The following is a 13,115-nucleotide window of genomic DNA, read 5'->3' on the forward strand; positions in this document are numbered from 1 at the left end:
GCGGCCGGGCAATAGCGGGAAACCGCGACGCGCGCTGCAATCAGACAAGCTGCTCGAGCAGGCGTTTCCCCGCTTCGCGCTGGGCGGGCGAGCCTTCTCGCAGCACCTCGTCGATCAGTTCGCGCGCGCCTTCCTTGTCGCCCATCTCCTCATAGGCCCGTGCGAGTTCAAGCTTGGTGTCGACTTCCTGGATCGCCTCGTCGCTCAACGCTCCGCCCGTCGGTTGCGGAATGTCGAGCAGTGGCGCAGCGATCCCGCGTTCACCGCGCCGGGGCTCGTCAAGCGTGATGCTGGACGGGTCCAGCGCCGGGACAACGCCCGAGGAATCCATGCTGGTGTCGTCGAAGTTGAAATCGAAGTCGAGAAGGTTGCTGTCGAATGTCGTTTCCTCGGGATCCTGAGCGGCAAGGCTTGTGTCGCCGGAAGCTTCACCGGAAATCAGCTTTGTCGCTTCGAGATTGAAATCGGTGGTCCCGGCATCCGGCACTGGTTCCTCGATATCCGGCGGAAGATCGAAGTGGGTGTCCGGCATCAGCGCCGGCAGGTCCGCGCCGCTGTCGCTGACGAACGTTGCCCCCAGAAGCGCTTCAGCTGCTGACGGAGCGCCGGCTTCACCGAGAAAATCAAGATCCGGAACCGGGCCGCTTTGCAACGGAGAGTCGACTGCCGCGCCGGCATCCTGGTCGCCGCTCGCAGACGCGGCTTCGCCCCCCCACGGGAGGCCGACATCCAGGTCGAAATCAAGTGCTGCGGCATCGATCTCCGGCAACTCATCAAAGACGACCGGATCGAGCTCGGTTGCATCCAGTGTGATGTCGCTCGCGTCAGCGCCCGGTTTGTCACCGGTTTCGCCGGCGGGGATCTCCCACGGATTCTTCAACAGCGCCGATTCGGCTTCGGCGGACAGCGAATCTGCTGGTGAAATATCGCCCACGTCCTGGGAATAGGTGGTGAAATCCAGGTCCTTGACCGCTCGCCCGGCCCTGTCGGAGGCCGGCGAAGACGCGGCAGACTGATCGAAATCCGGGGAGGTGCCGCCGGCTTGCGCCGCGACGGCACCAAACCCGGCGCCCATCGCCGCGAAGGGGAGCGTGTCGCTCGCGGTTGCGCCTTGCTGAAGTTCGGTGGCGACGGTGCGGGAAGCCGCGGTCGATGCGCCGTAGAGCGGATTGTCCGGATCGATCTTCCGGCCCATCTCCGCCGCTTTCTCCCAGTCCTGCCCCACGCCCCCGGTACGGGAATGGAGCGCCGACGCGGTCGCTTCGAACTGCTTCGGACTGTTGCGCCGGGCATAAATTTCGAGCAGTTTCAGCGGTATCGCAAGGCGCGAAGTGTCTGCCTTGAGCGCATCGAGGAGTATCTCCTCCGCCTGGACATCCCGTCCGTACGCCATATATACATCAGCCTCGGCAACGGGATCGACTCCCTCGTCGGTATCGATTGCGGAGAGGCCGGACTGGCTGAAATCGGTGTCGAGGATGCTGCGCTCCCCGGTGTTCACGTTCTGCCCGCCGGCCGCACCGAAGCCCGCGGCGAGTGGCAACTCGCTCATGATTCCCAGTGCGTCGCGGCTGTCCTGCACCCCCTTGCGCCGTTCGCGCACCTTGATTCCGGCATAGCCGAGAAGCAGCACGAGAATGCCGCCCCCTGCCGCGAGCAGCTTCGGATCGTCAGCGAGGCCCTGGAGAAAATCGGCCTCGACAACCGGCGCCGCGACTTCCGCCGCCTTTGGTGCCGGAAGCTGCGCTTCGGGTTTCGACTCATCCGCGAGCGGTCGCGAAGCCTGAGTCTCCACGGTCGGCTGTTGTGCACTCGCGCCCCCGGCCGGCGCCGCTGCCGCCGGTTCATGCGCCTGCGACGCACCCGGGCCAGCGCCGTCCGGGGTACTGCCGCCAGCCCGCTGCTGCAGTTCTCCGAGGCCTTCGCTTCGAATTTCCAGCAGTTGCTGCATTTCGCGGATGCTGGCCTCAAGGGCGGCGAGCCGGCTGTTCGCTTCCTCCAGTGCCTTGTCGCGGACGACCAGTTCTTCCTCGAGCGACTGAAGCCGGGCAAGGCGCGGAGACTGGACGGCCGGGGCCGCCGTCGGATTCAAGGGAGCCGATACTTTTACCTGATCGCCGCCTACCCCCTGCCCCGCGGGTTCGTCGACTCTTGCCACGATCGCGCCGGCCCCGGCCCGAGACGCCGGCGGCTCGCTTGTTGCGGCGCGTGCGGCAACGGTTCCGGCCAACCGTTTTCGATAGGCTTCGAAATCGGCTGCCTGGGCGACAACTTTCCGGTGCGCCTGGGCTGGTTCCACTGCAGTCACGGCCGCCCCCGAGGGAACCTTGAGAATTGCACCGGCCCGCATCCGGTTTATGTTCTCGCCCTCGAACGCGTCGGGATTCTCGTGGAATAGTGCAACCAGCATCTGGTCGAGACTCGCGCCCGGGGGGCGATGCGCTTCGGCGATTCCATGCAGCGTATCGCCGCGCCGTACCTCGTGCCGGGCCGGGGGAGCCGACGGGCCGGAAAGCGGCGGCCGTGACGGCGGTGCAGCGCGTTGCGTCTCTGACGACGCGGCGACAGCCGGGGCCACCGGCGCCGCCACGACTGCCGGCGGCGTTCCTGCCGGAGCCGGATCGAGCAGGAACGTGTATTCGCGAATGACGCGCCCGGAAGCCCAATCGAGCTCGATAAGCAAATCGACGAACGGGTCGCTCAGCGGACGGTCGCTCGAAATGCGCACCACGGCGCGGTCTCCGCGGCTCTCCACCGCGAGCTTCAACGCGCTCATGATGGGGGAATAGGCAGGCTCGCTTGCCGAAATGCTTCGGCCGACGCAATCCTGGCGGTCAGCGACTGCATCTCCTGCGACGTCGCCTTGAGTTCGACCTCTGCCCTGAGCGGCTGGCCGATGGCACTGAAAACGTTGATCGGACCAAGTCCGGCAGCGTGACTGCCGGAGGGAAGCGTGGCGATCGCGGCTGCGACCAGGGAAGCCTTGAGCGAGGTCTTCATAGCTGTATATCATCCGCACCCTGCAAGGGCACCAAGCTGCGTGGAAGATGGCGTCGTGGACGTGAGCGAGCGTTCGCTATGCCTCGCGCAATCTAACATTTTGTTTCAAAACTGGCAGCAATTCTCTGATCGCCGAGGCAATTCACCCACGAACGCCTCCCCGAACGGCCTTCGTGACATGCAGGAGACGAATTGGGCCGGAACCGCGTCAGAGGCGCGATTTCCGGCCGGCAATTTCACTGCGACAGCAGGATCCGCAGCATGCGCCGCAGGGGCTCGGCTGCGCCCCAGAGAAGCTGGTCGCCGACGGTAAAGGCGCCCAGGTATTCCGGTCCCATCGCCATCTTGTGCAGCCGCCCGACCGGAACACTGAGCGTCCCCGTCACGGCGGTCGGCGTCAGTTCCCGTTCGCTGATTTCGCGCTCGTTGGGAACGACTTTCACCCAGTCGTTGGCCGTGCCGATGATCTCGCCGAGTTCATCCAGCGGCACATCCTTGCGCAACTTGATGGTCAATCCCTGCGAATGACAGCGCATCGCACCGATGCGGACGCACAGTCCGTCGATCGGCACGCTGCCGGCGCTGCGGAACGGGGGGTTGCCGAGAATCTTGTTGCATTCCGCCCCGCCCTTCCATTCCTCCTTCGACTGGCCGTTTTCGACCGGGACGTCGATCCACGGGATCAGGCTGCCCGCCAGCGGCACACCGCGGAAATTCTTCACCGGGAAATCGGCCGAGCGCATCGTCGCGGCGACTTTGCGGTCGATGTCGAGGATTGCCGATGCGGGGTCGGCCAGCTCGGCCCGCACCGCGTCGTGCAGCACCCCCATCTGGCTGAGGAGTTCGCGCATGTTCTGGGCACCCGCGCCGGACGCGGCCTGATAGGTCATCGCCGAGACCCACTCGACGAGTCCGTGGCGGAACAGTCCGCCCAGGCCCATCAGCATCAGCGATACGGTGCAGTTGCCGCCGATCCAGTCGCGGCCGCCCTTCGCGAGCGCGTCCTTGATGACGTCGAGGTTCACCGGATCGAGGATGATCACGGCGCTGTCTTCCATCCGCAGCGCGCTCGCCGCGTCGATCCAGTGACCCTTCCAGCCCGTCGCGCGCAGCTGCGGATACACGGCTTTCGTGTAGTCGCCGCCCTGGCAGGTGATGACGATGTCCATCTGCCGCAGCATGTCGACGTTCATCGCATCCTGCAGCGGCAGCGGCGCTTCCCGGCCGCCGAAAGCCGGGGCTTTTCCGCCCGCCGCGGACGTCGAGAAATACACCGGCTCGATGTGGGCGAAATCGCCCTCCTCGACCATCCGCTGCATCAGCACGGAGCCGACCATGCCACGCCAACCGACCAGACCTACCTTGTTCATTGCCTTCACCTCGAATTGCCAGAAATCTCAGAGTGCCGCCAACACGGCGTCGCCCATTTGCTTGGTACCGACCTTCGTCGTACCCGGCTCGAAAATGTCGCCGGTGCGCAGGCCCTGCGCCAGCACCTTCTTCACCGCGTTCTCGATGCGGAGCGCCGCACTTTCCTGATTGAACGTGTAGCGCAGCATCATCGCCACGGAAAGGATCGTCGCCAGCGGATTGGCAATGCCCTGACCGGCGATGTCGGGTGCCGAACCGTGCGACGGCTCGTACAAGCCCTTGTTGTTCGCGTCCAGCGACGCCGACGGCAGCATGCCGATCGAGCCGGTCAGCATCGACGCCTCGTCGGAGAGGATGTCGCCGAACATGTTGCCGGTGACCATCACGTCGAACTGCTTCGGCGCGCGCACGAGCTGCATTGCGGCGTTGTCGACGAGCATGTGGCTGAGTTCGACGTCCGGGTACTCGGGGGCCAGCTCGATCATCACGTCGCGCCACAGCTGCGTCGTCTCGAGCACGTTCATCTTGTCCACCGAACACAACCGCTTGTTGCGCTTGCGCGCAGCCTCGAACGCGACGCGGCCGATGCGGCGGATCTCGGATTCGGTGTAGTGCATCGTGTTGAAGCCGAAACGCTCGCCGTCACGAACCTCGATGCCACGCGGCTGGCCGAAATAGATGTCGCCGGTGAGTTCGCGCACGATCAGGATGTCGAGCCCTGCCACCACCTCGGGTTTCAGCGACGACGCATTCGCGAGTTCGGGGTACAGAATCGCCGGGCGCAGGTTCGCGAACAGGCCGAGATCCTTGCGGATGCCGAGCAGGCCGCGTTCCGGGCGCTGTTCGCGCGGCAACGTATCCCACTTCGGCCCGCCGACCGCACCGAGCAGCACCGCGTCGGCCTCGCGCGCGAGCTTGCGCGTCGCCTCCGGATACGGATCGCCGGTCGCATCGACCGCTGCTCCACCCAGCAGGGCTTCTTCCATCTCGAACTTCAGGTCCAGCGCCTCGAGCACGCGCACCGCCTCGGCCGTGATCTCCGGCCCGATGCCGTCACCCGGCAGAATGCAAATCTTCATCGGCAAACGTCTCCTGCTATGCCCGGCCGGTCCGGCTCAGGCAACAAAATAATAAGGATGATCGGCGCGGCGCTTCTCTTCGAAGGCGCGGATCCTGTCCGCATGCCGCAGCGTCAGGCCGATGTCGTCCCAGCCGTTGAGCAGGCATTCCTTGCGGAACGGGTCGACGTCGAACGCAATCGTCTTGCCGTCGGGACGGGTGATTGTCTGCGCCGCGAGATCGACCTTGAGCCGATACCCGTCGGTGGCCTCGCACTGCCGGAACAGTTCATCGATTTCCGGCGCGGGCAGCACGATCGGCAGCAGGCCGTTCTTGAAGCAGTTATTGAAGAAGATGTCGGCGAAGCTCGGACCGATCAACACCCGGAAACCGTAGTCTTCGAGCGCCCAGGGGGCGTGCTCGCGCGAACTGCCGCAGCCGAAGTTGTCGCGCGTCAGCAGGATCTGCGCTCCTTCATAGCGGGGCTGGTTCAACACGAAGTCCGGGTTTTTCGGCCGGTTCGCACAATCCTGGCCGGGCTCTCCGTGATCGGTATAGCGCCATTCGTCGAACAGGTTCGGGCCGAAGCCGCTGCGCTTGATCGACTTCAGGAACTGCTTCGGAATGATCGCGTCGGTGTCGACGTTCGCGCGATCGAGCGGGGCAACGCGCCCGTTGAGTTCGGGAAACGGCTTCATGATCTCACCACCTCTGGACGGCTTCGCCATCCTTTCGAAATATCCATACCCTGCGCCGCGGCGACGATCACGCCAGTTCGCGCACGTCGACGAAATGCCCGGTGACCGCTGCCGCGGCAGCCATCGCCGGGCTGACGAGATGCGTCCGACCGCCGGCGCCCTGCCGGCCCTCGAAGTTGCGGTTCGACGTCGAAGCGCAGTGTTCGCCGGGCTCGAGCCGGTCGGCATTCATCGCGAGGCACATCGAACACCCCGGCTCGCGCCATTCGAATCCGGCAGCGAGGAAGACCTCGTGCAGCCCTTCGGCTTCGGCCTGACGCTTGACCAGGCCCGAACCGGGCACGACCAGCACGCGCTTGACGCTCGGCGCCTTGCTGCGCCCCTTCGCGACCGACGCCGCCTCACGCAGGTCCTCGATGCGGGAATTGGTGCAGGAACCGATGAACACCTGATCGACCGGAATCTCGCTGATCGGCGTGTTCGGCGCGAGGCCCATGTACTTCAGCGCACGCTCGATTCCCTCGCGCCTGACCGGATCGGCGACGCTGGCCGGATCGGGCACGCGTCCCGAAACCGTCTCGACCATCTCCGGTGAAGTCCCCCACGTGACTTGCGGCTGGATCTGCGCGGCGTCGAGTTCGACGGTCCTGTCGAATTTCGCGCCCTCGTCCGTTTTCAGCGTGCGCCAGTAATCGACTGCCTGATCCCACGCCTCGCCTTTCGGCGCCAGCGGCTTGTCGCGCAGATAGTCGATCGTGGTCTGATCGACCGCGACCAGACCGGCCCGAGCGCCCGCTTCGATCGCCATGTTGCAGATCGTCATCCGGCCTTCCATCGACAGCGCGCGGATCGCGCTGCCACCGAACTCGATCGCGTAGCCGGTTCCGCCCGCGGTACCGATGCGGCCGATGATCGCCAGCGCGATGTCTTTCGCCGATACGCCGCAGCCCAGTTCGCCGTCCACCCGGACCAGCATCGTCTTCGAACGCTTTTGCAGCAGGCACTGGGTCGCGAGCACATGCTCGACTTCGGAGGTTCCGATGCCGTGGGCGAGACAGGCGAACGCGCCGTGCGTCGACGTGTGGGAATCGCCACACACGACCGTCATGCCGGGGAGCGTTGCGCCGTTCTCGGGCCCGATCACATGGACGATGCCCTGGCGCGCGTCCCTGAAAGGAAAGTAGGCCAGCGCGCCCACCTCGCGGATGTTCGCGTCGAGCGTTTCGACCTGTTGGCGCGAGACGGGATCGAGAATGCCTCGTTCCCAGTGGTCGGTCGGCGTGTTGTGGTCGGCCGTCGCGACGATCGAGCTGACGCGCCACGGCTTGCGCCCGGCAAGCTTCAGGCCTTCGAAGGCCTGCGGGCTGGTCACCTCGTGGATCAGGTGGCGATCGATATAAATCAGCGCCGTGCCGTCCGCCTCCTGGTGAACGACGTGACTGGACCAGAGCTTTTCGTACAGCGTTTGGGCTTCCATCCCATGCATTCCGTGGAAAGAAAAGGGATTGATTATTTCACAGGGGAGACAGCGTGAATAGCCGCGCCCCGCAAGGCCTTCCTCATCGTTTGGCCGCTTCGTACAACGGCATCACCCGCGCTGCGTATTCGGCCAGATCCTTCTGGCGATTGGCATGGGCGGGGTGAGTCGACAGCCATTGCGGGGGCGAACCGCTCGCGCGCGACGCCATCTTGTCCCACAGCCGCACCGCCGCACGCGGATCGTAGCCGGCCCGGGCAGCGAGTTCGACGCCGATACGATCCGCCTCGACTTCGTGCAGGCGCGAATTGGGCAGCTCGAAAGTCACCTTGGCCACCATGCCCATCAGGTCCTGTCCCACCTCGCCGACGCCCAGCAAGGCTCCGGCGACGGAAATACCCAGACCGGTCGCCATCGCTTTCGAAACCTGCTCGCGCGAATGTTCGCGCAGTGCGTGCGCGATCTCGTGCCCCATCACCGCCGCGATTTCATCGTCGCTCAGCTGAAGCTGCTCGATCAGCCCCGAATAGATCGCCATCTTGCCTCCGGCCATGCACCATGCATTGAGCTGGTCGGAACTGAGCACATTGACCTCCCACTGCCAGTCGCCGGTATCGGGGCGGAATGCCGTCGCCTGCGAAACCAGCCGGCTGGCGATCGCGCGGACTCTGGCCACCTGCCGCGGATCGCGATTGAGCGCGTTCTTCTTGCGCGCTTCGGCCAGCACCTCGGCGTATTGCTTGCTCGACGCCTGCTCGACCTCCTCGGCCGACACCATCATCATCTGCCCGCGCTCCACGCCGACTGTCCCGCCCCGCGTGGTTTGCACCGTCTGACATCCAACTGCGATAAAGCCGGCGATCAGTGCCGCGATGCAATACCTCAATCCGTTTTTCACGCTACCTCTCCTTTGATCGTTTCCAACCCCGGGCGCCATCCCCACAGCAACCACAGCAGGCCGCCCAAGGCAAAGCCGGAGCCGAAAGTATAGGTCCAGGCCGGCCCGATCGTTTCCCACGTAAAACCACTCAGCAGCCCGCCGAGCATGCCACCGGCACCAAAGGAAATGCTCCCGTACAACGCCTGCCCCCTCGATTGGAGCTTGCCGGGGAACCAGAGGTTCACCGTGGCGATGGCTGCGGCATGATAGGCGCCGAAAGTCGCGCCATGGAGCAGCTGCGCGAACACGAGGGCGGGCAGCGACTCGACTCCCCAGCCGATCAGCGCGAAGCGCAGCACCGCGCAGGCGAACGCGAAAACCAGGATGGTGCGCATCGAAAACGACCGGGCGATGCGGGGCATCAGCATGAACACCCCGATCTCGGCGAGCACGCCAAGCGTCCACATCCAGCCGACGAGGGCCTTGCTGTAGCCGTGATCGACAAGATAGATCGAATAGAACACGTACAATGCGCCGTGCGCCGCCGACATGAAGAAACATGCGCCGAAAAGGGCCTGCACTTCGGGCCGGCGCAGCGTGTCACGCAAGCGCCCGGTCTCGCAGTGCAGCGCCGGAACGCGGACTTCGGGCAGCGTGAGTGCACACAGCGCGATGCCTCCCAGCACCAGCGCAGTCATCCACAGCACCGAATCGAGCGGCAGGAAATCGAGCAGGTAGCCGATACCGAGCACTGCGACGATGAACCCGATCGATCCCCACACCCTGACGCTGCCGTAACGGCTTGCCTGGGCCCCGAGATGCGCGAACGTCAGGCTCTCGACCAACGGCAACGCCGCGCTCCAGAAGAAGGCCATCAACGCCATCGCGATCAACAGTCCATCGAAGCGCGTCGTCACGAAGAAGATGCAGAATCCGGCAAGGCTGGCAATCGCCGACAGCCTGATGATGAACAGGCGCCGTCCTGCATGCTCGGCGAGCCAGCCCCAGAGGTTGGGTGCGATCACGCGCATCACCTGCATCAGCGACATCAGGATCGCGATATCGGCTGCAGAGAGCGAGATCGACTGGAGATAGAGCGTGAAATACGGCGAAAAGGCGCCGACGAACGCGAAATAGAAAAAGTAATAGGCGGACAGGCGCCAGTACGGCAACACGGATGCGCCCTAGCTGCGCCGGCCGCGGGCGGCAGACAGTGCCTGACGCACGGCCGGCGCCCGAACGAACGGCAAAGCCGTCAGCGCGGGGGCGCGGGAACGCGCTGCACGCCGGAGGGCGCGAGCCGGGCGAGCTTCGGCGTCGCGCAGGAAACGTCGCCGCACTGGGCGCGATGACGCAGCGCGTGGTCCATCAACACGATCGCCAGCATCGCTTCGGCGATCGGGGTGGCGCGGATACCGACACACGGGTCGTGGCGACCATGGGTGTTGATGACCACGGCGTCGCCCTGCTTGTCTATCGAGCGACGATCGAGTCGAATGCTCGAGGTCGGCTTCACAGCCATGCTCACGAGAATGTCCTGCCCCGTCGAAATGCCGCCCAGCACTCCACCGGCATTGTTCGACAGGAAACCTTCGGGGGTCATTTCGTCGGAATGTTCGGTGCCGCGCTGCGCAACGCTGGAAAAACCGGCGCCGATCTCGACGCCTTTCACCGCGTTGATGCCCATCATCGCGTAGGCGATATCTGCATCGAGCCGGTCGTACACCGGCTCCCCCCAGCCCACCGGAACGCCGCTGGCCACCACATCGATGCGCGCTCCGACCGAGTCGCCGGATTTGCGCAGTTCGTCCATGTAGTCCTCGAGCGCCGGCACGATCGACGCGTTGGGGGCGAAGAACGGGTTGCGCCCGACTTCATCCCAGTCGACGAACGGGATCTCGATCGGTCCGAGCTGCGACATGAAGCCGCGGATGACGACTCCGTACTGCTGATTCAGCCATTTGCGTGCGATCGCACCCGCCGCCACGCGCACCGCCGTCTCGCGCGCCGACGAGCGGCCGCCACCACGGTGATCGCGTATCCCGTATTTCTGCCAGTACGCATAATCGGCATGACCGGGGCGAAACGTCTCGGCGATGTTGCCGTAATCACGAGAGCGCTGGTCCTGGTTGCGAATCAGCAGCGCAACCGGAGTGCCGGTCGTAACGCCCTCGAACACTCCCGAAAGAATCTCCACTTCATCCGGTTCGCGCCGCTGCGTGACGTGCCGCGACGTCCCGGGCTTGCGCCGATCGAGCTCGACCTGGATCTCCTGCGTCGAAATCGGCATGCCCGGCGGACACCCGTCTACGACACAGCCGATCGCCGGACCATGCGACTCACCAAAAGAAGTGACGCAAAAGAGTTTGCCTAAGCTATTGCCGGACATCGAATCCCGATTTCAGACGAGGGGTGGAGATGCGCCAAGTTTAGCACAGCGCTTCAGGACGCCCTCCCGGTCTTGTCCGGGCCGCTCTCCGCACTCTGCAGCCCATTCGCGCCATCGCTCGATGCTCAGTAGAAGAATTTCTCCAGCCGTTCGAATACTTCATGCTCCGCCCCGTGGCGGCGCACCGACAATACGTCGACGAGCTTCTCCACCTGCAGCACCATCTGCTCCAGCCGCTGGTCCTCGAACACCAGCAGCCAGATGCGGCTGCGGCGCGGATCGGACAGCGGCATGCACAAGATGCCTTCGACGTTGAACGCACGACGGGCGAACAGATTGCAGATGTGACTCATCACGCCGGGGTGATTGTTGACCTCGAGTTCCAGCACGACTTTGGCGAAGCCGGATTGCTGCAAGGGTTCGGCAACTTGTTCGATCATGTCAGCCTCCGATCATTTCGGTGTTCGCACCGCCGGGAGGCACCATCGGATAGACGAATTCCTCGCGGTCGATCGATGCGTGGATCAGGCACGGCCCCGGGGCGTTCAGCGCCTGGGCAAGCGCCGCGCGGGGGTTCCGGGCCGTATCGAGATCGACGCCGTCGATGCCGAAGCCCCCGGCAATTTTCAGAAAATCCGGTGCGCCCTGGTACTTCGACGCGAACACCCGTTTACCGTAGAACAGGCTCTGCTGCTGATACACCAGCCCGAGCGAGTTGTTGTTCATCAGCACGATCTTCACGTTGAGTCCCTCTTCGGCGAGCGTCGCGAGCTCCTGGATGTTCATCTTGAAGCTGCCATCACCGGTGAAGCAGATGACCGTTCGCGCGGGAGCTGCCAGCGCTGCGCCGACCGCCACCGGCAAGCCGAATCCCATCGTCCCGAACCCGCCGGAGGTCAGCCACTGACGGGGCCGGCGAAACGGATAAGCCTGGGCAACCCACATCTGGTGCTGCCCGACGTCGGTGGTGACCACTGCCTCATCACTCACCGCACAGGCGACCGCCTGAACGAGACCATAGGGGCTGCGCGGATCCTCCAGCCTCGGCATGTGCAGCGGAAAACGGCTTTTGAGGCTACCGACATGTGACAGCCAGCGCTTGCGCAGCCTGATGTTCACCCGCGGCAACAGCGCGTCGAGAACCACGCCGACATCCCCATTGATCGCGACATGCGCGTTCCTGATCTTGTGCAGTTCGGACGGATCGATGTCGATATGTACGATCTTCGCCCGCGGGCAGAATTGCGCCGCCTTGCCGATCGCCCGGTCGTCGAAGCGCGCACCGACGCAGATCAGCAGGTCCGATTCCTCGAGGATGAAATTCGTGTAGCGCGCGCCATGCATCCCCAGCATGCCGAGCGAAAGCGGGTGGTCGATCGGCATCACGCCCAGCGCCATCAACGTCATCGTGGTGGGCAAGCCGGCACGCTCGGCGAGCATGACGATTTGCTGCGCTGCGCCGGAATGAATCACGCCGCCGCCGACATACAACACCGGGCGTTCCGCAGCATTGATGAGTCGTGCCGCCTCCTCGATCGCGTCCGGATCGCTTGCGGGCGCGGCATCCGGGATGGCCGGCAGCGGAAACGCATCGAAGCTCACGACCTGGGTCTGCACATCCTTCGGGATGTCGATCAGCACCGGGCCGGGACGCCCGGACATCGCGAGGCGAAACGCGTCGGGAATCACCTCCAGCAATTCGGCTGCCGAGCGCACGAGGAAATTATGCTTCGTGACCGGCACCGTCATGCCGTAGATGTCGGCTTCCTGGAAGGCGTCGGTGCCGATCATCGAAAGTGGCACCTGCCCGGTGATCGCCACCATGGGAATCGAGTCCAGATGCGCGTCGGCGATCGCCGTGACGAGGTTGGTCGCGCCAGGGCCGCTTGAAGCGAAGCACACTTCCGGGCGGCCCGACACCCTGGCCATCCCCTGGGCGATGAATCCGGCCCCCTGTTCATGACGGGCGAGCACGTGGCGAATCAGCTTGCTATTCGACAAAGCATCGTAGAGCGGCAGGATCGCTCCGCCCGGAATGCCGGCAACGGTGCGTATGCCCTGCCGTTCAAGCAAGCGCAGGATCAGTTCGGCGCCGGTCATCTGGATCATGATGATCTCCTTCGGTTCATATTCGGCGACAGAAACCGGCGGCGCAAAAACCAACCCCCGCCGGGCTTGCGCGCCGGCGGGGGTTGGAATCGATGCTACTGGTTGTCCCTTGCCCTTAAGACGCGCGCCTGC

General features: G+C 64.6%; 10 protein-coding genes and 1 pseudogene. All 11 read right to left on the bottom strand.

Annotated elements, in window-relative coordinates; all coding sequences use genetic code 11:
• Positions 1-40: 40 nt before the first annotated feature.
• Positions 41-2,410 carry a motility hub landmark protein FimV gene (locus GO606_RS18915; RefSeq protein WP_486187738.1) on the bottom strand — a complete coding sequence of 790 codons (2,370 nt, stop codon included), beginning with the start codon at positions 2,408-2,410 and terminating at the stop codon, positions 41-43.
• Positions 2,411-2,677: 267 nt separating this feature from the next.
• Positions 2,678-3,000 (bottom strand): annotated as a pseudogene (locus GO606_RS18920) (type IV pilus assembly protein FimV); the annotation flags it as partial.
• A gap of 236 nt (positions 3,001-3,236) precedes the next feature.
• Complete coding sequence (gene asd / locus GO606_RS18925) at positions 3,237-4,370, bottom strand: aspartate-semialdehyde dehydrogenase (RefSeq protein ID WP_169116957.1); 1,134 nt, start codon at positions 4,368-4,370, stop codon at positions 3,237-3,239.
• A gap of 27 nt (positions 4,371-4,397) precedes the next feature.
• A complete protein-coding gene (gene leuB / locus GO606_RS18930; RefSeq protein WP_169116956.1) occupies positions 4,398-5,450 on the bottom strand; it encodes a 3-isopropylmalate dehydrogenase in 1,053 nt (350 codons plus the stop codon).
• 36 nt (positions 5,451-5,486) lie between these two features.
• Positions 5,487-6,128, bottom strand: a complete 642-nt coding sequence (gene leuD, locus GO606_RS18935) for a 3-isopropylmalate dehydratase small subunit (RefSeq protein WP_169116955.1) — start codon at positions 6,126-6,128, stop codon at positions 5,487-5,489.
• Positions 6,129-6,195: 67 nt separating this feature from the next.
• Positions 6,196-7,605 (bottom strand): 3-isopropylmalate dehydratase large subunit, encoded by a 1,410-nt coding sequence (leuC, locus tag GO606_RS18940; RefSeq protein WP_169116954.1) that lies wholly within the window; start codon positions 7,603-7,605, stop codon positions 6,196-6,198.
• Positions 7,606-7,687: 82 nt separating this feature from the next.
• Positions 7,688-8,503 (bottom strand): M48 family metallopeptidase, encoded by an 816-nt coding sequence (locus GO606_RS18945; protein ID WP_169116953.1) that lies wholly within the window; start codon positions 8,501-8,503, stop codon positions 7,688-7,690.
• Positions 8,500-9,660 (bottom strand): MFS transporter, encoded by a 1,161-nt coding sequence (locus GO606_RS18950; RefSeq protein WP_169116952.1) that lies wholly within the window; start codon positions 9,658-9,660, stop codon positions 8,500-8,502. The genes GO606_RS18945 and GO606_RS18950 overlap by 4 nt, the downstream gene beginning before the upstream one ends.
• Positions 9,661-9,740: 80 nt before the next feature.
• Positions 9,741-10,874, bottom strand: coding sequence for a chorismate synthase (gene aroC / locus GO606_RS18955; RefSeq protein ID WP_169116951.1), 1,134 nt, complete (start codon positions 10,872-10,874; stop codon positions 9,741-9,743).
• Between the two features lie 125 nt (positions 10,875-10,999).
• A complete protein-coding gene (ilvN, locus tag GO606_RS18960; RefSeq protein ID WP_011238495.1) occupies positions 11,000-11,314 on the bottom strand; it encodes an acetolactate synthase small subunit in 315 nt (104 codons plus the stop codon).
• A 1-nt stretch (position 11,315) separates the two neighbouring features.
• Positions 11,316-12,983: an acetolactate synthase large subunit gene (gene ilvB / locus GO606_RS18965; RefSeq protein ID WP_169116950.1), complete on the bottom strand. Its 1,668-nt coding sequence runs from the start codon at positions 12,981-12,983 to the stop codon at positions 11,316-11,318.
• Between the last annotated feature and the right edge of the window lie 132 nt (positions 12,984-13,115).

Source organism: Aromatoleum anaerobium (genome assembly GCF_012910705.2).
GTDB lineage: Bacteria > Pseudomonadota > Gammaproteobacteria > Burkholderiales > Rhodocyclaceae > Aromatoleum > Aromatoleum anaerobium.

Excerpts from the sequence above, each read along its gene's own strand:
- leuD (WP_169116955.1), bottom strand. The coding sequence starts at position 6,128 with ATGAAGCCGTTTCCCGAACTCAACGGGCGCGTTGCCCCGCTCGATCGC.
- leuC (WP_169116954.1), bottom strand. The coding sequence starts at position 7,605 with ATGGAAGCCCAAACGCTGTACGAAAAGCTCTGGTCCAGTCACGTCGTT.
- GO606_RS18915 (WP_486187738.1), bottom strand. The coding sequence starts at position 2,410 with ATGCTGGTTGCACTATTCCACGAGAATCCCGACGCGTTCGAGGGCGAG.
- ilvB (WP_169116950.1), bottom strand. The coding sequence starts at position 12,983 with ATGATCCAGATGACCGGCGCCGAACTGATCCTGCGCTTGCTTGAACGG.
- aroC (WP_169116951.1), bottom strand. The coding sequence starts at position 10,874 with ATGTCCGGCAATAGCTTAGGCAAACTCTTTTGCGTCACTTCTTTTGGT.
- ilvN (WP_011238495.1), bottom strand. The coding sequence starts at position 11,314 with ATGATCGAACAAGTTGCCGAACCCTTGCAGCAATCCGGCTTCGCCAAA.
- leuB (WP_169116956.1), bottom strand. The coding sequence starts at position 5,450 with ATGAAGATTTGCATTCTGCCGGGTGACGGCATCGGGCCGGAGATCACG.
- asd (WP_169116957.1), bottom strand. The coding sequence starts at position 4,370 with ATGAACAAGGTAGGTCTGGTCGGTTGGCGTGGCATGGTCGGCTCCGTG.